The following is a 19,416-nucleotide window of genomic DNA, read 5'->3' on the forward strand; positions in this document are numbered from 1 at the left end:
TTTTACTAAAGTGCGATCGTCCTTTGGGTTGATGTACTTGACGGAGGAAATTTGTTGTAATAGATGGAAACTAAGAGTTTAAGGAACAGTTTCAATGCGTAAGTTAAACATAGGTCTATCTGACGAACAACGTGCAGGCGTTATCGAACTATTGAATCACGACCTGTCAGATGCTTATCTGCTGTTAATCAAAACCAAAAAGTATCACTGGGATGTAGTAGGCCCGCAGTTTCGATCGCTCCATCAGTTGTGGGAAGAACACTACCAGGCGTTAACAGTAAATATCGATGCTATGGCGGAACGGGTGAGAACTTTAGGTGGCTACCCAATTGGTACTGCTGAGGGTTTTCTGAAGTATGGTTCGATTAAAGAACATATCGGCGATTTGCCTTTGGCGACTGAGATGGTGTCGCGTTTAGTTGATGACCACGAACTGATTATTCGCAATCTCCGCCAACACGTCGAACAGTGCGGTGAAGAGTTTAAGGATGATGGAACCGCCGACTTTTTGACTGGTTTGATGGAACAGCACGAGCAAATGGCTTGGATGTTGCGATCGTTTATTGAAGGGGAATCTATTTCACCGGATGGTAAGCAGCCGAAAGCTAAAACTCCTACAGCTTCTCACGCTTAGATTATAGCTCGATCGAACAGATTTAACTGTTGTGAGTCAGAGAATTTCACCGCGATTCTCGCAGTACGACAGGGGTTTTCAACCCCTGTCTCATAGCGAAAGTCCTCTTTTAGAGGACTGGAGTTAACCTGATTTCGATCTGGTTTTTGAGTCGTTTTTTAACCGACTTTCGCCTTGAGGCAGGGGTTTAAACCCCTGCCGGACTCCGAGGAGAGCGTGCTTTTTGACAGATTTTGAGTAAGACATGATTACGGACAAATTTGATGTACAGTCTCTACGTATCTGTTCACAGAGTGATATTATTATACTGCTCGATTTCCCAAACTCTTCAACCGCATTTTTTCATACACCTGCGACGGCAACATTCTGTGAATATTCATTCGCTTTTCGATCGCAGCAATTGTCGTCCCGGCACTTGAATCCGATGTTTGCTTCAACTCCAATCCCGATTCACTTCTCGATCCTAATATCATTTTTACCAAACTTTCTATTGACAACAAATACAAATTATGACGCAGCAAAGCCATCACAAAATCTTCTTTTAAAGCTCGATATAGCCAAAACAATGTACTCCGGTAATTGCCGTTGCGGTTGCTTTTGACAGCTAGATAAATGTAAAAATTACTGCTAGACCAGCAGTAAACTTTCTCGGGAACTTTCGAGTGATACCGCCGGACATCTGCCAAAATCAAAGTATGGCCTTTTGCCATTGCGGCATAGTTGCAAGACATACTGCTGGAAATCTGTCGGTAGCCGACTAAATACTCCGGTACTACTTTAAATTGATAGTATTGGGCGATGCGGAGGTGCAATTCCCAGTCTTCGCAACCTTGAGCATTTTCTAGTTTGAATTTGCAGTTGTAACCGCCGACTTTTTCAAAGCAAGCGCGACGGATTAGAGATGAACTGGCATTGCCGATAAAATATTTATAAACTAAGGCATCGTGAACCGATCCTTCGATCGTTGAGTTGTAAAATCCACCTGTCAGCAAACCTTCTTCGTTAATATCCAATGACCAGGAATAAATAACTCCAACAAAAGATTCCGATTTTGTCAGGCATTCAACTTGTTTTTCCAGGTTTTGCGGGTACCAAATATCGTCAGCGTCGATCGGAGCAATATGTTCGCCTTTTGAGTGTAAATAGGCTAGGTTGCGAGCGACGGCTACACCTGCATTTGATTGCTGCAATAAGATGATTCGGCTATCTTTTTGAGCAAAAGATTTGATGATTTCAGCGGTTGTGTCTGTAGAGCCGTCGTCCACAACTAAAATCTCTATATTCTGATAAGTTTGAGATAGCACAGACTCGATTGTTTGGGCAATAAATTCCTCAGCATTGTAAGCCGGTATAATTACTGAAATTAATGGCTGATTTAAATTGTGTTTGGTGTTGTTCATGCGATATAAAAACTTTTTTATGTAAAATTTTTGACTCTCAGGCACCGATTTAATGGTATCTTAACAAAGTGGTAAGGTCGATCGCACACCGTCGAAAATTTGCAGGCGTATATTTGAAATATATTGCCAAAACTCATCAAATGTGCATTGACATAGCAGTCTGGATACAGACTTGGTGCAGGAGTGACTCGCCGATCGCATATATAAAATCAACTGTACTGGGCAACTCGCGATCGCCGGAGAGTCTCAGTATATCATATGTTGCTTTTTATACTTGTTACGGTCAAAAAAAATCAAATTCTTGTGCGGTGGAATACTCTGAAACACAATGGCTGGTGGGGCTTTTTAGAAGGTTTACAAAAACAATGATATATATAAAGATTTCGTAAAGCTGTTGTCTTCATCAGGTGAGTCTCAGCCAGATGTGGCTTAGAATACAGGCATGAATGGGGATCAATGCAGCCTACATTGCCAGCAAAAAAATTAGTTGAAGATAAACAGAAATCGGGTTATAAACAAAAATGTAGAGCTGATTTTACTTTTCGTAAAGTAGGAGCATTGAAATTCAATCATTGGTTTTCCATGCAATTCAAAACAAACTCGGTAATGATTTATACTAACGAACCGACTGTATCCGTAATTATCCCAGTCCACAATGGGGGAGCTTACTTCCGCACCTGTTTGTCAAAGCTGGCTCAAGCTAGACCGAAGCCGATCGAGATTATTGTAGTAGCAGATGGGGAAAGCGACGGTTCTTGGCGTCTGGCCAAGGAATTCGGCGCCAAAGTCATCAGAATTCCCGAATGCGGCGGCCCCGCCCGAGCCAGAAATTTTGGAGCGCAAGCTGCGAAGGGAGATATTCTGTTTTTTGTGGATGCTGATGTCGCTGTTTGTCCTGAGGCTGTGGGTTATGCGAAATCGGTGTTCAAAAATAATCCCTACTTAGCTGCTTTGATCGGTTCCTATGACGATGCTCCTGGAGATCCCGATTTTTTATCGCAGTACAGGAACTTGCTCCACCACTACGTGCACCAAACAGGTAATGAAGAAGCTTCGACTTTTTGGGGCGCTTGCGGAGTGATTCGCCGGGAAATTTTTTTGCAGATGGGTGGCTTTAATGAGAGTTATCGCCAAGCTTCGATCGAGGATATTGAGCTGGGCTACCGTTTGAAACAAGCCGGTTATAAAATTCGATTGTGCAAAACATTGCAAGTCAAGCATTTAAAGCGCTGGGAAGCGGTGGGGATGGTGAAGGCTGACTTTTTTTACCGAGCGCTGCCTTGGACTGAACTGATTTGGCGCGATCGCAAATTGAATAATGACCTCAACTTGCAAGTATCGAACCGAATTAGTGTAGTTTTAACTTATGCCATGCTGCTGGCAGTGGTGGGGACGTGCTGGTCGCTGAACTTTCTGCTATTGGCTGGGTTGCTGGCAATACCCTTAGTAGCAATTAATTCAGAGCTTTATCGATTTTTTCAGCAAAAACACGGTATCTTATTTGCGCTGAAAACCATTCCTTGGCACTGGCTTTTCTATTTTTACAGCGGACTGGCATTTGCGATCGGCACGGGTCGTCACTTATCCCAAAAAAAGCTGTTGACTGGCAAAGTTAGGTTGCCAGTATCCGCTCAATAAATCAAGGCAAATTGTCCTTCAACTTCCAGCCGATCGATATTTTATCAGGGTATTCACTGGTGCATATATTAATTTTAGAAGTTATAAATAATTGTATAGTGCAATAAAAAGGCTGGAGGTAGGCTGAGTGAAACATTATCCTGTGGCGATCGTCGGTGCTGGGCCTGCGGGTTTGACGGCTGCTTACGAGCTAGTCAAGCAAGGGATCGTCCCTGTTGTACTCGAAAAAGGGGATAAAGTTGGCGGGTTGGCCCGCACCGAAAGCTACAAAGGCTATCGTTTCGACATTGGCGGCCACCGATTTTATACTAAAGTTGCAGCGGTGCAGCAGTTGTGGCAAGAGGTACTGGGAAATGAGTTTATTAAAGTGCCGCGCTTGTCGCGAATTTTTTATAGAGGTAAATTTTTTAACTATCCGATCGGGGCCTTCAATACTCTGTTTAATTTGGGGATAATTGAGAGTGCGCTAATTATTTTGAGCTATCTGAGAGTTAGACTCTGGCCGCTTCCCAAAGAAGAAACTTTTGAACAGTGGGTAATCAATCGTTTTGGCGATCGCTTGTACAAAACATTTTTTAAGACTTATACAGAAAAAGTTTGGGGAATTCCCTGTTCGGAAATTCAAGCGGATTGGGCGGCACAGCGGATTAAAGGATTGTCACTGACAACCGCAATAATTAATGCTTTGTTTGGTAGTAATGATACTAAAACTTTAATCAAAGAGTTTGACTATCCGGCTTTGGGGCCGGGGATGATGTGGGAAAAGTTCGCTGAAGCTGTGGAAGCTAAAGACGGCAAAGTTTATCTCGATACTAAGGTGATTAGCTTTGAGCGTGAAGGTAATAAAATTAAAACTATTACTGCTGAACATAACGGAGAATTAGTTGAATATTCGGCGGATAATTTCATTACAAGTATGCCGATATCGGCGCTGGTAGCACGGATGAAACCGCAGCCGCCTGAGCCAGTGTTGCACGCGGCGCGATCGCTAAAATATCGAGATTTTTTGATTGTATCGCTGATTGTCGATCGCCCAAGTTTGTTTCCTGACAACTGGATTTACATTCATTCTCCCGAAGTGAAAGTCGGACGGATTCAGAATTTTAAGAATTGGAGTGCTGCATTGGTTCCCGATGCGAGCAAAACTTGTTTGGGAATGGAGTATTTTTGCAATGAAGGCGAGGAACTTTGGGTAATGTCGGATGCTGAACTTGTGGAGTTAGCAACTCGCGAGTTGGTTGAGTTGGGTTTGGCAAAAGCTGCGGATGTTGAGGATGGGGTGGTGCTGAGGCAGCCGAAGGCTTATCCTGTTTACGATGCCGAATATCGCGGACATTTGCGGGTTTTGGAAGGTTTTTTGACTGGGATTGAGAATTTGCAGACGATCGGGCGAAATGGTATGCACCGATACAACAACCAAGACCATTCTATGCTGACGGGGATGCTGGCGGTGAGAAATCTGCTTGGGGAAAAGCACGATTTGTGGGATGTGAATACTGAGCGATCGTACTATGAAGACTTTAGTGTCGATCGGTCTAAGGAAAAAAAGGATTCGGATTTGATGGCGCAGTCTAGTTGATATTTGGGGATTGTAGTTGTGACAATGTGAGTTAAATCACACCTGAAATGGCGATCGCCCGTTCATATTTTCCGCATAATCTTGTAGGGGCAATCCCCCGATCAGTTGCGTCGCTTCATCCGGCGTAGGTACGGGGTGACTCGCCTACATTTACCACAACCTATTTAGGTGTTGTGAAGTGGAAATATTGTATATTGGTTAAGTAAGCTGACCATTTTTTTAACTTTTCACTCCTCGGAGTCGTTTTTCTATGCTCCAAAGACTATACGTACATAACTTCAGATGCCTGGAGAACTTTGAACTGATTCTCAAAGAGATGCCATCCTCCCTTTTAATTGGGAAAAATGGTGCAGGTAAATCAACCATCCGCGTTGTATTGGAAATCCTTCAACACATCGGTCGAGGCATTAACAGAATGCGTGATTTTGATAAAAATCATCTTGGTCTTATCGACCCGAAAGATTTCAATCGAGGCAGGTCTGATGTTCCAATTCGATTTGAGATAGAAGTATTACTTGACAATAAATTATACAAATATATTCTGGCATTGGAATTACCAGAAAACTTTAGAGAGCTTCGAGTTTTTGAAGAGCAACTGTTAATTTCAGGAAATCCAATTTACTCTCGCAAGGAAGCCCAAGTCACTATTCATTACACCAGCCCGCGAAATCCTGAAGCTAAGTTTCTGGTGGATTGGCATCTCGTTGCTCTTCCAGTGATTCAAGAACAATCAGAAACCGATCCGCTTCGTATTTTCAAGACTTGGCTGGCGCGCACGATTATTTTAGCCCCGATCCCAAGCCTGATGACTGGAGACTCTAACGGGGAAACGTTGGAGCCAAAACGAGACGGTTCAAATTTTGGGGAGTGGTTCTCTGGGTTACTCAGTCGCTACCCTGCTGCCTACACACAGGCTTACAGATACCTCCAAGAAGTTATGCCTGACTTTCAGGATTTTCTGAATGAACAAATCGGGAAAGACTCTAAAAGTATGATTGTTCGGTTTGAAGAAAAGAATGCCAATCTGAGTGTTGACTTTAAAGACTTATCTGATGGGGAGAAATGCTTTTTTCTTTGTGCTGTTGTCTTAGCTGCTAACAAGTATTACGGCCCACTTTTTTGCTTTTGGGACGAACCTGATAACTATCTTTCTCTGTCAGAGGTTGGACATTTTCTTACATCACTACGACGCTCATTTAAGGATAGCGGTCAGATTATAGCGACCTCACATAATGAAGAAGCAATCAGAAAGTTTTCAAATGAAAATACCTTTGTACTCGATCGAAAAAGTCACTTAGAGCCAACCTTAGTTAGGTTGCTCAGTGATATACCTGTCAGTGGCGATCTTGTAGATACCTTGATTCGCGGCGACATAGAATTATGAAAGAGAAGCAAAATCCATACAAGTCTCATGTTGTTGTGTTGCCAGAAGACCGTGCTAATGAAGAGATCGTAAATGGATTTAATAATTTTCTAGACCTTTACTCCAGAGCTATTCAGATTGAGCGGCCTGCTGGTGGTTGGGAAAAAGTTGTGGAGAAATTCCTAAAAAATCATGCCTCTGAAATGAAGAAAAAATTTCCAGAAAGAAAGAATGATGGTCTTGCTGATTGATTTTGATGAAAATTATGAAGATAGGTTTAGTTATGTAAAGGAGCGGATTCCCGAGGATTTAGAAAATAGAGTATTTGTTCTTGGAGTATTATCTGAACCAGAGAAGTTAAGGAGCGATATTAGAAAGAATTTTGAAAATATCGGAGAAGCCCTTGCAAATGACTGTTCCAATAATAACACGAATGGATTATGGGGGCACGATCTTCTCAAACACAACAAAACAGAGTTAGATCGTATGATTCTATCTGTTAAACCATTTCTGTTTAATTAAGTCAACGAGGAATGAATGCGTTTTGTCGATATCTGAACATCTTGTGCTAACTCTTGACCACATACTGATAAAATAAGAAGAGCTAGATTGAGATATCATCTTATGTCGCTGATTAAACAACGCCTTCTAGAAGCGATCGAACGAACTCCTGAATCGCTTTTAGAGCAAACCCTGACATTCCTAGAATTTTTGACCAGTCGGACACAAACCGCGATCGCCCCAGACTTCGACTCAGATTTTGATTCAGACACCGACTCCAACGACCAAATCCTCGCTGATCTGAAAACCTCCCTCCACCAAGCCAAAACGGGACAAACATTCCCCATTGAGGAACTCTGGGATGGCATCAATGTCTGATACGCCAGTCCAACTAAAATTCACAGTTGAGACAAATTTTTTTAACTTGTGCTAAGTCTTGACTTACAGACTTAGAGAGTGAAAATATGCTAAGACGCAAGCAACAAACAAACCAACCTATGAACTTTTCAGAAAAATCAGGGGGCAAAAGTCCCACATCCACAAAAACCAACCCAACACAAAATCTCAACACCGGCGGGCTGCGGACATTACTCCTCGCCGCCGGCATAGCCTCTCTCTGCGCCAGTTGTCAGAGTCCCCAAACACCAAGCGCCACAACCCCCGGCAGCAGTCCTGGAAGCTCTCCCGCAGCCTCTCCCATCGTCGTTAGCACCCCCGGAGACCCAAATACCGTCAAAATAGTCTCCATGCTCCCCATGACAGGCAGCGCCTTGGGTCAAGCTCAAACAATGGTCAACGGTGTCAAACAAGCCCTTGCCGAAACCGACTCTAAAGCCTGCGATGGCAAAATCAAAATCGAATACGAGATTCTCGATGACGCGACTGCTGCGGCTGGCAAATGGGATCCCAGCCAAGTCACATCGAATGCTAACAAAGTAGCAGCGGATGGTTCGGTAGTTGGTGCGATCGGTCATTACAACTCCGGTGCCGCCAAACTTTCAATTCCCGTGCTCAACCAAGCCAATATAGCGATGGTGAGTCCCGCTACCACCTATCCGGGCTTGACAAAACCAGGAAAAGGTGAGCCGAAAGAACCCAACGTTTATTACCCTACAGGCACTCGCAATTTCGGTCGCGTTGTCCCCGCAGACGACCTCCAAGGCTCTGTAGCTGGCAACTGGGCGAAATCTTTAGGAGTTAAAAAAGTCTACATCCTCGACGACCAAGAACTGTATGGCAAAGGTATTGCTGACGTTTTTGAAGCAACTGCTAAAAAGTTGGAAATTCAAGTCCTCGGCCGGGAGGGAATTGATATCAAAGCCAGTGATTACAAAGCTTTAATGAATAAGATCAAAGCTTTAAATCCCGACATGATTTACTTTGGTGGCACTACTCAAAGTAATGCTGGACAAATCATTAAAGACATGAGAAATGTCGGGATGACTGCTGATGCAGTTAAATTCATGGGCCCGGATGGCATTAAAGAACAAGCTTTAATTGATGCCGGAGGCAAAGATGCTGAAGGAGTTTATGCTACTTTTGGTGGTTTGCCTCCTAAAGAATTGACTGGCGTTGGTGCGAAGTGGTATGAAAGCTACAAGGCAAAATATAATGCTGAACCAGAAGCTTATGCAGCTTATGCTTATGAATCTGCTAAGGTGATTATCGGCGCAATTAATAAGGTTTGCAAAAATGACCGCGCGGCTATCCGCGATGCTGTTTTGGCAACTAAAGATTTTAACGGCGTACTTGGCAATTGGAGTTTTGATGCTAATGGTGATACTAGCTTGACTACAATGTCAGGAAATGTTGTTAAAGCTGGTAAGTGGGAATTTGTGAGTGCACTTAAGACTGAATAATTAGTCAGTTGACTGTTGTCAGTTGACTGGTTAACTGGTTCCCCGGCTCTGCCTGGGAACCGATGTCTAGAGGCTCTGCCTCGCTCTTATACCAGGAAAATTGCCTCGCTTTTCTAGTAGGAAGATTGTCTCGCTTTTCTAGTATAAAAATTGGAGGCAGAGCCTCCGGATCTGCGTTACCAGGCAGAGCCTGGGAACGAGTAGAACTTCCCCATGCCCAATTCCCAATTCCCAATTCCCAATTCCCAATTCCCAATTCCCAATTCCAATAATTATGAAAAACTGGAAAAGTATTCTCTTATATATAGGTGTAGCGTATATAGTTTTGTTGTTAGGCCCGATCGCAGGATTTGACTTACCGAAAATTATTGGCGAAATAGTCCGCAGCCCAGAAGTGTTGATTCAACAGTTGTTAGTGGGTTTGGTCAACGGGGCGCTGATTGCAATTATTGCTTTGGGTTACACGATGGTTTACGGCATTATTGAGCTGATCAATTTTGCTCACGGCGATTTGTATATGTTGGGTGCTTTTGCTTCGCTGACTGTTTTCGGGGCTTTTGGGATTCAAGACGGCGCACCTTTAAGTGTTGCGATACCGGTGATGTTAGTCGCTTTGGTTGTATGTTCGGTGTTTTGTGCTGGACTAAATATTGTGGTCGAAAAGTATGCTTATCGTCCTTTGCGAAATGCTCCTCGTTTGGCTCCGTTAATTTCGGCGATCGGGGTTTCTTTTATTTTCCAAAATCTGGGATTATTTTGGGGAGGATTGAAAGCTTTTATTCCGGTGATGGGTTCTAATTCGGCGGCTCCGAAAAGCTTCCCCGATTTGTTGCCGCGAGTTGATATTCTCAAAGCTATGGGAATTCAAACAAGTATTGTATTTACTACAAAAGATTTAATTGTGTTGGTGGTGGCTCTGGTATTAATGGTTTTGCTTCATGTGTTTGTGCAGTACACTCGTCTGGGAAAGGCGATGCGGGCAACTGCTCAAAGCCGCGATGCTGCTAAAATTATGGGAATTAATGTCGATCAGATTATTGCTCTGACTTTTTTGATTGGTGGGGCTTTGGCTGGTTCGGCTGGGATTTTGGTCGGTTTGTACAATAATACGATCGTGTTTACGATGGGTTTTACGGCGGGGTTGAGGGCTTTTACGGCGGCTGTTTTGGGGGGGATTGGCAATATTGTCGGGGCGATGTTAGGAGGGGTTTTGATTGGGGTGTTGTCGTCTTTGAGCGATCAGTATTTGTCGAGTCGCTGGACTAATGCTTGGGTGTTTGGAGTTTTGGTGGTGATTTTGGCTTTCCGGCCGGGCGGTTTGTTGGGTGAGAATGTTCAGGAGAAGGTTTAAAGGTGCAGGGTTGAAAAAATGGCAAAAGACATTTATCATTATCAAATAAGGACTGCTTTAGAAAAGGATGGGTGGATAATTACAGACGATCCTCTGACTCTGCAATTTGGTTCGCGCAGTGTGTTTGTGGATTTGGGAGCTAAAAAGTTACTAGCAGCCGAACGCGAGGGACAAAAAATTGCAGTTGAAATCAAAAGTTTTGTCGGCAAGTCTCTAGTCAAAGATTGGGAAAATGCGATCGGACAATACAGTTTGTACTTAAAAATACTCTCTAAAAGAGAGCCATATCGCGCCCTATACCTAGCCATTACTGAAGAGATTTATACCAGCTTCTTTCAGGAGGATATCGTGCAAGTCGTACTTGAGGATAGAGCAATGAAAATTATCGTTATCGATCCTATTCAGGAGGTTGTTACCAGATGGATAAACTAGATGAATACCGTGAGTTGATTTATAAAATCCTGTCGTACTATGCCAGCCTACCCTACAATTACGCCGAGATTAATAACAAAGTCATTGTCAGCGAAGACCGAAATGATTTTTTATTGATGACTGAAGGCTGGGAGGGGCACAAGCGACTCCACTATTGCCTCATTCACGTTGAAATTCGCAACGGTAAACTCTGGATTCATTATGATGGTATGGAAGACGGCATTACTGATGAATTACTGGAGGGTGGTGTTCCTGAAAACTGCATTGTTTTGGCGTTTCATTCGCCTGAAGTACGCAAGCATACCGGATTTGCGATCGCCTGAAATATACGCTTGCAAATCCAGAAGCGATCGCAGCAGTCAACAGTCAACAGTCAACAGTCAACAGTCAACAATCATTCCGGTGCAACCGGAATTGATATCAATCAATTCAAACAAAATTAACAAAAGGAGCTGGAAGTCTTCTCGCTTCCAGCTCCTTTTGTTAATGCTAACAGTCCCAAATGTTAGACAGTTAGCGGTTGCGCCAATTCCTTGACTGGTGCTTCACTGTCACTTGACTGCTGCACCCGAATTAGCCACCCTTCGGCTTTAGAGTAGTTATCTTTTTGCACCTGTTTGATAGCTTGTTTGAAGTTCAACTGCACGCCCCAAACATCGCTCGTGAAACGCTTTTCTTGCTTCATATTGTCGAAGAACACGGCGGCTTCGATGTGAGATAAACCGCCTTCGGTTTTGGCAATAGAGAGCATCACTTCAAACACATCATCCGCCATCTTCGCATCCCCACAAACGTAGTAGTGACACTTAGGATGACTCAGCAGCTTCCAGACATCCTGGGAGTTTTGCTGCATGAGGTTCTGCACGTACAGCTTTTGGTCGCCAAGACGGGAGAATGCTACTTCCAGGCCCGAAAGTACACCTTGATTCTGCCACGTCTGCATCTGCTCCTGATAGAGGAAGTCACTGTGATTGCGACAGCCAAAGTATAAGGTAGCATCGCCCAAGGGTTGTCCTTGCTGCAACAAGGCATCTCGGTACTGAAGGAAAGCAATCAGCGGAGAGACTCCCGTACCAGGTCCCACCATCAGCATCGGTGCATCGAGTTCGCTAGGCGGACGGAAGCTAGAAGTACGGACACCAATGCGAACCTTCGCTCCGGGTTCCAGTCCAGCTAGGTAGTTGGAACAGAGTCCTTGACGGACTTTGCCTGCGTCGGTTTTGATTTGCAGCACGCCAACGGTGATTTGTATGTGCTGGGGATGGAGCAAGGGAGAGGAGGAAATCGAGTATAGGCGTGGCTTTTGCTTCGGCAGCAACTCTAGTAGGGTGGCGAGGGTAATCTCTGCTGAGGGAAACTCATCAAAGAGATCGAGAACACTCATGAAGTTGTCTGCGATCGTTTTCTTGAGCAAAACGCTGTCGGCATTGTCGTCTACCTGCCGGAGAATCTCCAGCCAGGTTTCTAGGCGATGTTTCTCCTGGGGATTTTGGGCTACGGAGTACAGGTAGGTAAGCAGTTCGTTGAAGGGTTCCCGCAAAGCTAGATCGAGTTCTTCGGAGAAAACCTGACCTACGGTTGTTGGGACGGCAATGGGGGGTTGGTCTTCTATTTGAGTGCCATCTGGTGTTACGTAACTAGCTGTGAAATAGGTATTAGGGGTGACTGAAAGGCGATCGCACAACCGCTGTACTAATTCTGGTGGATTGCAAGGATAAATAGCAACGTGATCGCCGGTTTCGTATTGTAAATCGCTATCGGAAATATCGAACATGATATAACGAGTAGAACGACTACCAGGAATCACCTCTTGGAGCAGTTCTTGATTTGCGACGACAGGAACTTCGATGGCTTTATCTCCACTCACGGCTAGAGGGGCAACGGTTGCCGCTTCTGCCTCATTTAAGAAGGTAACGTTGAGTTTTGGGGCGGATGCGGTTGTGGCATCTGCGGAGGTGACATCCTCACCTAAAACGCGGGAGATGAGTCCCAGCCACTGTTTGAAGGTGTCTGCCTGTCCCTTAATTTCATCCCCTTTATGCAACGGCACAATGCAGTTAGCCCCTGCCTTTGCGAGTGTTTTATCTACCGAAATTGCCGCAGCACAGAAGTGTTCGTAAACGGTACTGCCAATTCCCAGGATGGAATAGCTCAACCCACTGAGGGAACCCGCAGGCTGTTTCTTCAACCACTGAAGGAATTTTTGGCCGTTTCCGGGGATTTCGCCATTACCGAAGGTGGAGGTGACGATTAGGAGGAGCTTTTCAGAGGCAAGGGTATCGGTATTGTATTCATCGAGGGCCATCACTTTCGCTTTGTAGCGCTGGAGTTGACGGGAGGCTTTCCGCGCAAAGCCTTCGGCTGTACCTGTTTCAGAGGCGTAGAGAATCAGGATGCGGTCTTGCTTGTTGTCGTCCTCGTCGGTAGTAGTGATGAATTTTTCCAGGTCAATGCCGTCTTCCACTGTCCATCGATCGGCTCCATAGTGATAGGCAGGGTCTAGGTAAAAGTCGCGCATCTGGTGATGCCAGACTGGGCAGGTACTCCCTCCAGAGGGTGGTACGACCCAACCCCAATCTGCCGGACACTCGCGCCCTGCTTTCTTTTCGCGCAAGTCGTGAGCGATGAATTGTTTGGAGGCAGTCTGGTGATCCACCATCGAAACTTTAGCTTTTTGGAATGAGTATAGGATAGCGATGTTGAGTTCTAATGCTACGCGATCGCGCCACAACGTTTGCTCAGAACTGGTATCCAGCTTGAGAACTTTGGCGATGTCCTCCGTTTTGTCGTAGCGCCAATCTTCCAAGAAATCCCGCATAATCTCGGTACCCATGTACCAGCCATTGAAAGGAAGGCAGGCGTAGGTAATGCCGCCGATGTCCATGCGGAAGTTGCTGATGGCTGGGATGGCATACCACCGAAAGCCGAGGGACTTGAACTCTGGAATTGTGGGATGCTCAATTTCCACTTCCAGTACATCGTCTTGATGAAACTCATAGAATTTCGGTTCCATTCCTGGGACTTCAATCACTAGGGGGAGGATGTCGTAGGGTGTGCGTGGTTCCGGTGGTTGCCAGCCGAGTTTTAAGATTGCTGCGGTGAGCTCAAAGTTGGCGCCATCGCCCATAATACTCCCGTTCGGTTGCTCGTAAGCGGCATAGCGAATCAATTGGGAATTCCAGACGCGTGGGCCCCAGCGTTCCTTCGGCTGTTTGGGACGGAAGACGGTCATCGTAATTTGAATATTGCCCCCATTCGTGGCGTATCGCAGGTGTTCTTCTAACTCGCGAAACATCTCGTCGGGGTTGGTGACATAGCGGCGATCGCGCACCACCATATTATTCCACTGAATTCGAGCAATACACTTGGAAGCATTGCGCCACGACAACTGTGCCCCATAGGCTAATTCTTCGTAGGTGTGGGTGTAAGTGCCTGTGGCTTTCACTTCCTCTTGGATTTCTACCCAACGCCGCGCTTGATCCTCCGGTTCCCATTCTTGCTCGGTAGCAATCTGCTTCAAATACTGCTTGGCTTTTTTGAGAAATCGCTCCTCATTCAGCTTGGGCAACTTCATCACGTTAATAACGCGATCGAACAACGTCTGCCATGCGTGCCCTAACTCAGGGGTGAAGTCTGGCACATACTTCTCAAGTATGAGCACCAATACCTGTACCATACCAGCATAGGCGCAGGAGGGTATATCATCAATACTCACCTGGGTTCCTAACTGCTGGACTATCAACTCTTCAAATTCATCAAAGTCAATCTCGCCACTACCATCGACATCTACGCGAGCAAACAGATCGTTCAACTCGCTGATGGGGATGGATAGCCCGGACTTGCGCGAGTAATCGATGAGTTCCTCAATAGAGATTGTTCCAGTCCCGTCTGTGTCAATCTCATTAAAGATATACACGCGGAGATCTTGAATTAGTTCGTCTCTACTGCCGCCGTGGAAGCAGTTAACCAAAAATTCCAATACCTCAAACAGGTTCAAGGACAGATAATCCATGTTTGTCCGTCCAAAAATAGGCAGCATGAACGGGTATTTTTCAAATAGAGTTTGAAAAAATGCCTCTCCAATCTGCTGCGTATTCTGTCTGAGGATGGTTAAAGAATCCGCCATGCGTTGCTTGACATCTGGAAGCATTGCCTCTTCGTAGCGACGCATCGCCTCTACCATTGGGACAATCACATCGGTGTTGAAAAATCGGTAAACAGCGGAGTGGGTTCCTTTTGCTAGATTTTCGCGATCGTACTCTTCTAGGTACGGAATCGACGGCAACATCCACATCCACACCTGCCGGGCTTTCAACCAGTGATGAGGACGCATCCCCATATCGGCAAACAGCGCTCCGTAATCCTGAACATTATCGAAGCTATCACCTTTTTCTGCCGGCACCCCCATCAGAGGTTCCGAAATCACGTTCTGGGTATAAGGCTGAAGCTGATGTACGCAACAGTCAAGCAACTCAAAAAAGTAGTCGCTTACGGTGTCGAGGGCATCCCCAAAGATGTACTCTAGTTCTGGAGCCTCCAGCAAGAGGCGCTTCAAGAACTTTTCCATTTGCAATTCTTTCCACGCCCGCAGCTTGTTCCAAACGTCTTTGACAATTACTTCCTCTTGCGGTGTGAGGGGAACCGCTTCGGGCATCTCGAATTCATTTTGGCCGTTGCTCTGACTTGCTGGCGCGTGGAGGCGACGATTTCCCGAATGTCCCAACAGCGTCAGCGTGCTGCTACTTACGTCACTGGTACTTTGGGTAAGGCGAGTTTTCAACTTCAACTGAGGTGCTAGATTCCAGTTGGCGATCGGAAATTCTAACTCGGCGCTGGTTTCACCATTGAGGTAATCCTGCGTCGCCAATGTGACCGTTGCGGCATCCTGCCAGGGCAGAGTAATATCTCCTTCCCGGTAGCATAGGGTAATGGCGATCGTGCAGTCTCCGTTGTTTTTCAGATCCAATAACCAGCTTGGTTGCTTGCGGCTAAAGGAATCCTTTTGCAACAAAGGTTGTCCCTCATCGGAGAGCATCTGCACGCGGCACTTGTACCTGTAGTTGTCGGAAGTGGGGAAATCGGTCGCCGAAACCTCGGTTAAGTGGATAATTCGTGGATTATTGTGCATACTAGGCAGGAAAATTATGTAAGAAGAGCAAGCAGGCTAGGTGTCGTGCACCTGTGTAGCAAAAGCTTAAAGTATATTATCTTATATTCAAGATAAAAAATAGTCCGCGATCGTGCTAAGTTATATTACTGAAAAAATACTTAATGTTGTGTCGATAGATACAATTAAAATTTATGTTTATTTGTACAGTAGCACTTCTCAATTGAGTGCAATACAGTAGCCCCATTAAATATTCCCTGGTTTCAAACCGAGGGATAGCCGCTCCCAATTTGATATCACTCCCTCTTCCCTCTTCCTTCTTCCCTCTTCCTTCTTCCTTCTTCTATGTCAAACAAAATAATCCAAGCAATTAAATCTAGTGGTATTCTAGGAGCGATCGCCTCTTTGACAGTCATCCTATTCGGCGGTTGGAGCGGCACCGTCATCGGCTGGCTGATGGGCACAGCCGCAGGCTTTATGGCTGGTCAGGAACAGAAGGTTAACAACCCGAAAATGGGTGCGACAATTGGCAGTTTAGCCGGATTGGGATTGGGAGTTTGGCTGTTAGTTGCTAGCGTCCTCGAAGGAGTTGTGATTCGACCTTTTTCTGGTCAATCTGCGGTGGATTTGCCGACTACTTTACTGCACGGAATTTGCAGTTTGACGATCGCAATTTTGACAGCTACGTTAATGGGCGCTTTGCAGGGTTTGCAGGGAGAACGCCAGCGACAGGCTACTCTGGTAACATTAGCTTTTATCTTAATTCTGTTTCCGTTTATCGATCTTGAGGCTAAGACCGGCTGGATTGCTACGGTAGTACAGATTCAAATCTTTATTATGTTGGCGCTGGGTTTGAATATTACTGTGGGTTTTGCGGGCTTGTTGGATTTGGGATATGCGGCGTTTTTTGCGATCGGCGCTTACACGACGGCTTTGCTATCTTCGGGACAGGTAAATATTGCTTGGAACTTTTGGGTGGTTTTGCCGATCGCCGCTGGTGTAGCTGGCCTATCGGGCGTTATCCTCGGTATTCCGACACTGCGACTCAAGGGCGATTATTTGGCGATCGTCACCCTCGGCTTTGGTGAAATTATTCCGGTGGTATTTAGAAATTTAACCGCGATTCGCATCGACGAACCAATCTCGAAGATAGTCGCTGCTGTTTTGGGTAAGCCGGAATTGGTGCTTTGTCTCGTTGGGTGCGATCGACCTTTTAACCTCACCGGCGGCGAAGCGGGCATAAACCCGATCGGGCGTCCATCTCTCCCGATCGTCGGCACATTCAGCACCGGTAACTACTTTCCCTGGTACTACCTAATTTTGCTGCTAGTTGTCTTCGCATATTTCATGATTTCGCGGCTGCAAGATTCCCGTTTGGGAAGGGCATGGAATGCCATGCGCGAAGATGAATTAGCAGCGAGTGCCATGGGCATTAACCTCGTCAAAACCAAACTTTCGGCTTTTGCAATGGGAGCGACATTTTCGGGGTTTGCAGGCGCATTTTACGCAGCTTATATCAGCGCCATTTTTCCCAGCGTCTTCGATTTCTCAGTCTCCGTCATCATCCTGTGCATGGTGATTTTAGGCGGTTTGGGCAACATGACAGGCGTGATTTTGGGCGGTATCATTATCATGTCTGCCGATCGGCTTTATCTACCCCAACTCGCCCAAGTCCTCAAAGGTTTTATGAATACTTTTGTGTTGCCGAGAATAGCAATTCCGCAGTTAGCAGACTTTCTCGCCACCAGTTTAGACCCGATTCAAATGCGTTTATTTCTCTTCGGTTTAACTTTAGTTGTGATGATGATCGTGCGGCCGGAAGGGCTGATTCCCGATAAAATTCATCAAGCAGAATTGCATGATGATGCTGAGGCGAACAATCAGACTTTAGCAGATGCGAGAAATCAATAGATCCATCCAATAATTCTTGTGGAACAGGCATCTTGCCTGTTCAAGAAAGGACTTTCTGGAAATATCTAATAGTTAAGGGGGAAAATGAGCAATGAGTAAGAATGTAACAGCAACTGCTTTTGTTGTCGCAGAATTTAGAGCAGAAGAAAATGCAGAAACTGCTCCTCTTTACACCGACAATGTAGTCAAAATTTGGCTGAATGAGGAAACAAAAAGAATTGCGGGCGAAATAGCTCAAAACTCTCCGGCGGCTAAAGAAATGATTAAGTTGCGTACTAAATATTTTGACGATGTGTTGTCAAATCAAATTTTAGCAGGCTGCAAGCAAGTCGTGATTTTAGGATCGGGTTTGGATACTCGCGCTGCGAGAATGAATGGAGAATCAGTGGCTTATTGGGAAATAGACGATCGCGCGACACTTGAATTAAAAGCCTCAACTCTCAAAGCTAACAAAGTTACAGCCAATGTCCGCTACATTCCCGGCGATTACGTGCAAGATGATTTAATCGCTTTGCTGAAACAGAACGATTTTGATTTTGAGCAAGCTACATACTTTTTATGGGAAGGTAACACTACCTTACTTGCCAAGAAAGATGTCATATTTGTATTAGAAAAAATTCGCGACAATGTTAAATCTTTCAAGTTGTCCTTTGATTATATGTCGGAAAAGGTGATTGCAAGAACCACGGGCTACCAAGATATCAATGATTACATCGATAAATACGAAAGTATGTATGCGCCGTGGATTACTGGATTTGAAAATATTGAAACTTTGACTGAAGAACTCCAACTCAAAATTATTGACAACTTCTCAACTGCGGAGTTGCACCAACAATACCGCCCTCACCGTTCCCTAGAATCTAATCTATTAAAATTCTACTTTGTTTGTACGTTAGAAAATGCAGTCTAAAATATCGAACATAACATAATTAAGTCAAGCGAATTCGTAAAGAATCAATCAGACGGTTTTTAGCCAACCAATCTTTTACCTCTGGCGTTAAAAGACTCAGGGTAGCACCCTCATTAGCAGCAACTCTCAGAAAACGAAGCACTGCTTCAGGAACCTCATCAGCATTTAAGCCATCCCAGCACTGCTTTAATTGCTCAATTAGCCGATCGACTTTCTCAAAATCCTCAATGCTTTGGGGAATTGAGTTAGACTCCCGAATTTGCAAATCTAAACTTCTAATCCGTTGAACAGTTGGCTTAAATGCCGAAACTTTATCCAATAAATTCAGGATTTCATGATTAGTGCTGGGCTTATTTTGATTTCGATAGCACTGCCAAGCTTGACTCAATTGGTCTTCTAGAGCTTTTTGCAATTGCTCTATCCTAGTAGTGAAATTCTTTTTGTTAAAATTTTTATTGTCTATGATCCACTCAGGATCTGCTTTAAATTCTGCCTCAACATCCGTAATAAATATCAGTAGGGTATCTGCTTTTTGAGCTAAAGCAAAATTAGCAAGTCCTCTTTGATGAAAAGCTCTCAAACATTGAACGAGAGGTAGAGTTCCAGCGACAGCTTGCTCGATTTGTTGTTGTCGAGATTGAAAGCCTTGAAGATTAGTTGCATACCTCTGAAGATTAATTCTTTTTTGAGATAACTCAATCAGTTGAGTGGATTTTTCGACAAGCATATTA

17 protein-coding genes are annotated in these 19,416 nt (G+C 44.9%); 13 read left to right on the plus strand and 4 right to left on the minus strand.

All coding sequences use genetic code 11. The features are described 5' to 3' along the window. Window positions 1–94: 94 nt before the first annotated feature. The gene (locus tag JGK36_RS06070; protein WP_293181673.1) at window positions 95–634 is read left to right on the plus strand and encodes a Dps family protein; all 540 of its coding nucleotides are present in this window, start codon (window positions 95–97) and stop codon (window positions 632–634) included. A gap of 302 nt (window positions 635–936) precedes the next feature. Here JGK36_RS06070 and JGK36_RS06075 read toward each other — a convergent pair whose 3' ends face one another. Beyond that, window positions 937–2,034, minus strand: coding sequence for a glycosyltransferase family A protein (locus JGK36_RS06075; protein ID WP_293196927.1), 1,098 nt, complete (start codon window positions 2,032–2,034; stop codon window positions 937–939). A gap of 606 nt (window positions 2,035–2,640) precedes the next feature. Here JGK36_RS06075 and JGK36_RS06080 point away from each other — a divergent pair. The 7 genes from JGK36_RS06080 to JGK36_RS06110 all read left to right on the plus strand — a co-directional run bounded on the left by JGK36_RS06080 (window position 2,641) and on the right by JGK36_RS06110 (window position 8,974). Further along, window positions 2,641–3,672: a glycosyltransferase family 2 protein gene (locus JGK36_RS06080; protein WP_293181752.1), complete on the plus strand. Its 1,032-nt coding sequence runs from the start codon at window positions 2,641–2,643 to the stop codon at window positions 3,670–3,672. A gap of 127 nt (window positions 3,673–3,799) precedes the next feature. Next, window positions 3,800–5,251 (plus strand): NAD(P)/FAD-dependent oxidoreductase, encoded by a 1,452-nt coding sequence (locus JGK36_RS06085; protein WP_293181677.1) that lies wholly within the window; start codon window positions 3,800–3,802, stop codon window positions 5,249–5,251. Window positions 5,252–5,501: 250 nt separating this feature from the next. Next, window positions 5,502–6,635 (plus strand): AAA family ATPase, encoded by a 1,134-nt coding sequence (locus JGK36_RS06090; protein ID WP_293181679.1) that lies wholly within the window; start codon window positions 5,502–5,504, stop codon window positions 6,633–6,635. Beyond that, a complete protein-coding gene (locus tag JGK36_RS06095) occupies window positions 6,632–6,865 on the plus strand; it encodes a hypothetical protein (RefSeq protein WP_293181681.1) in 234 nt (77 codons plus the stop codon). Before JGK36_RS06090 ends, JGK36_RS06095 begins: the two co-directional genes overlap by 4 nt. Continuing rightward, a complete protein-coding gene (locus JGK36_RS06100; RefSeq protein ID WP_293181683.1) occupies window positions 6,846–7,136 on the plus strand; it encodes a hypothetical protein in 291 nt (96 codons plus the stop codon). The genes JGK36_RS06095 and JGK36_RS06100 overlap by 20 nt, the downstream gene beginning before the upstream one ends. Window positions 7,137–7,238: 102 nt before the next feature. Beyond that, a complete protein-coding gene (locus tag JGK36_RS06105; RefSeq protein ID WP_293181685.1) occupies window positions 7,239–7,493 on the plus strand; it encodes a hypothetical protein in 255 nt (84 codons plus the stop codon). Window positions 7,494–7,612: 119 nt separating this feature from the next. Beyond that, window positions 7,613–8,974: a branched-chain amino acid ABC transporter substrate-binding protein gene (locus JGK36_RS06110; RefSeq protein WP_293181687.1), complete on the plus strand. Its 1,362-nt coding sequence runs from the start codon at window positions 7,613–7,615 to the stop codon at window positions 8,972–8,974. A 4-nt stretch (window positions 8,975–8,978) separates the two neighbouring features. On the opposite strand, the gene JGK36_RS06115 is transcribed toward JGK36_RS06110, so the two are convergent. Then, window positions 8,979–9,230: a hypothetical protein gene (locus tag JGK36_RS06115; protein ID WP_293181689.1), complete on the minus strand. Its 252-nt coding sequence runs from the start codon at window positions 9,228–9,230 to the stop codon at window positions 8,979–8,981. 18 nt (window positions 9,231–9,248) lie between these two features. On the opposite strand from JGK36_RS06115, the gene JGK36_RS06120 reads away from it, so the two are divergent. Genes JGK36_RS06120 through JGK36_RS06130 form a run of 3 tightly spaced genes read left to right on the plus strand, consistent with a single transcriptional unit; the run spans window position 9,249 to window position 11,080 of the window. Next, a complete protein-coding gene (locus JGK36_RS06120; RefSeq protein WP_293181691.1) occupies window positions 9,249–10,325 on the plus strand; it encodes a branched-chain amino acid ABC transporter permease in 1,077 nt (358 codons plus the stop codon). 18 nt (window positions 10,326–10,343) lie between these two features. Further along, on the plus strand, window positions 10,344–10,757 hold the full coding sequence (locus tag JGK36_RS06125; protein ID WP_293181692.1) for an element excision factor XisH family protein: 414 nt from the start codon (window positions 10,344–10,346) through the stop codon (window positions 10,755–10,757). Continuing rightward, window positions 10,745–11,080 (plus strand): XisI protein, encoded by a 336-nt coding sequence (locus JGK36_RS06130; RefSeq protein WP_293181693.1) that lies wholly within the window; start codon window positions 10,745–10,747, stop codon window positions 11,078–11,080. The genes JGK36_RS06125 and JGK36_RS06130 overlap by 13 nt, the downstream gene beginning before the upstream one ends. Window positions 11,081–11,262: 182 nt before the next feature. Here JGK36_RS06130 and JGK36_RS06135 read toward each other — a convergent pair whose 3' ends face one another. Then, window positions 11,263–15,885 (minus strand): nitric oxide synthase oxygenase, encoded by a 4,623-nt coding sequence (locus JGK36_RS06135; RefSeq protein ID WP_293196928.1) that lies wholly within the window; start codon window positions 15,883–15,885, stop codon window positions 11,263–11,265. A 384-nt stretch (window positions 15,886–16,269) separates the two neighbouring features. Between JGK36_RS06135 and JGK36_RS06140 the strand changes: the two genes are divergently transcribed. Together JGK36_RS06140 and JGK36_RS06145 are read left to right on the plus strand one after the other, a co-directional pair. Further along, on the plus strand, window positions 16,270–17,775 hold the full coding sequence (locus JGK36_RS06140; RefSeq protein ID WP_293196929.1) for a branched-chain amino acid ABC transporter permease: 1,506 nt from the start codon (window positions 16,270–16,272) through the stop codon (window positions 17,773–17,775). A 91-nt stretch (window positions 17,776–17,866) separates the two neighbouring features. Continuing rightward, window positions 17,867–18,685, plus strand: coding sequence for a class I SAM-dependent methyltransferase (locus JGK36_RS06145; RefSeq protein ID WP_293190843.1), 819 nt, complete (start codon window positions 17,867–17,869; stop codon window positions 18,683–18,685). Window positions 18,686–18,704: 19 nt separating this feature from the next. On the opposite strand, the gene JGK36_RS06150 is transcribed toward JGK36_RS06145, so the two are convergent. Further along, entirely contained in the window at window positions 18,705–19,412 is a 708-nt protein-coding gene (locus tag JGK36_RS06150; RefSeq protein ID WP_293181697.1) for a hypothetical protein, read from the minus strand. Between the last annotated feature and the right edge of the window lie 4 nt (window positions 19,413–19,416).

This window comes from Microcoleus sp. PH2017_35_SFW_U_B, from assembly GCF_020737865.1.
Lineage (GTDB): Bacteria > Cyanobacteriota > Cyanobacteriia > Cyanobacteriales > Microcoleaceae > Microcoleus.

Coding starts and splice junctions, on each gene's coding strand:
- JGK36_RS06070 (WP_293181673.1), top strand. CDS start 95: ATGCGTAAGTTAAACATAGGTCTATCTGACGAACAACGTGCAGGCGTT.
- JGK36_RS06075 (WP_293196927.1), bottom strand. CDS start 2,034: ATGAACAACACCAAACACAATTTAAATCAGCCATTAATTTCAGTAATT.
- JGK36_RS06080 (WP_293181752.1), top strand. CDS start 2,641: ATGATTTATACTAACGAACCGACTGTATCCGTAATTATCCCAGTCCAC.
- JGK36_RS06090 (WP_293181679.1), top strand. CDS start 5,502: ATGCTCCAAAGACTATACGTACATAACTTCAGATGCCTGGAGAACTTT.
- JGK36_RS06095 (WP_293181681.1), top strand. CDS start 6,632: ATGAAAGAGAAGCAAAATCCATACAAGTCTCATGTTGTTGTGTTGCCA.
- JGK36_RS06100 (WP_293181683.1), top strand. CDS start 6,846: ATGATGGTCTTGCTGATTGATTTTGATGAAAATTATGAAGATAGGTTT.
- JGK36_RS06105 (WP_293181685.1), top strand. CDS start 7,239: ATGTCGCTGATTAAACAACGCCTTCTAGAAGCGATCGAACGAACTCCT.
- JGK36_RS06110 (WP_293181687.1), top strand. CDS start 7,613: ATGAACTTTTCAGAAAAATCAGGGGGCAAAAGTCCCACATCCACAAAA.
- JGK36_RS06120 (WP_293181691.1), top strand. CDS start 9,249: ATGAAAAACTGGAAAAGTATTCTCTTATATATAGGTGTAGCGTATATA.
- JGK36_RS06125 (WP_293181692.1), top strand. CDS start 10,344: ATGGCAAAAGACATTTATCATTATCAAATAAGGACTGCTTTAGAAAAG.
- JGK36_RS06130 (WP_293181693.1), top strand. CDS start 10,745: ATGGATAAACTAGATGAATACCGTGAGTTGATTTATAAAATCCTGTCG.
- JGK36_RS06135 (WP_293196928.1), bottom strand. CDS start 15,885: ATGCACAATAATCCACGAATTATCCACTTAACCGAGGTTTCGGCGACC.
- JGK36_RS06145 (WP_293190843.1), top strand. CDS start 17,867: ATGAGTAAGAATGTAACAGCAACTGCTTTTGTTGTCGCAGAATTTAGA.
- JGK36_RS06150 (WP_293181697.1), bottom strand. CDS start 19,412: ATGCTTGTCGAAAAATCCACTCAACTGATTGAGTTATCTCAAAAAAGA.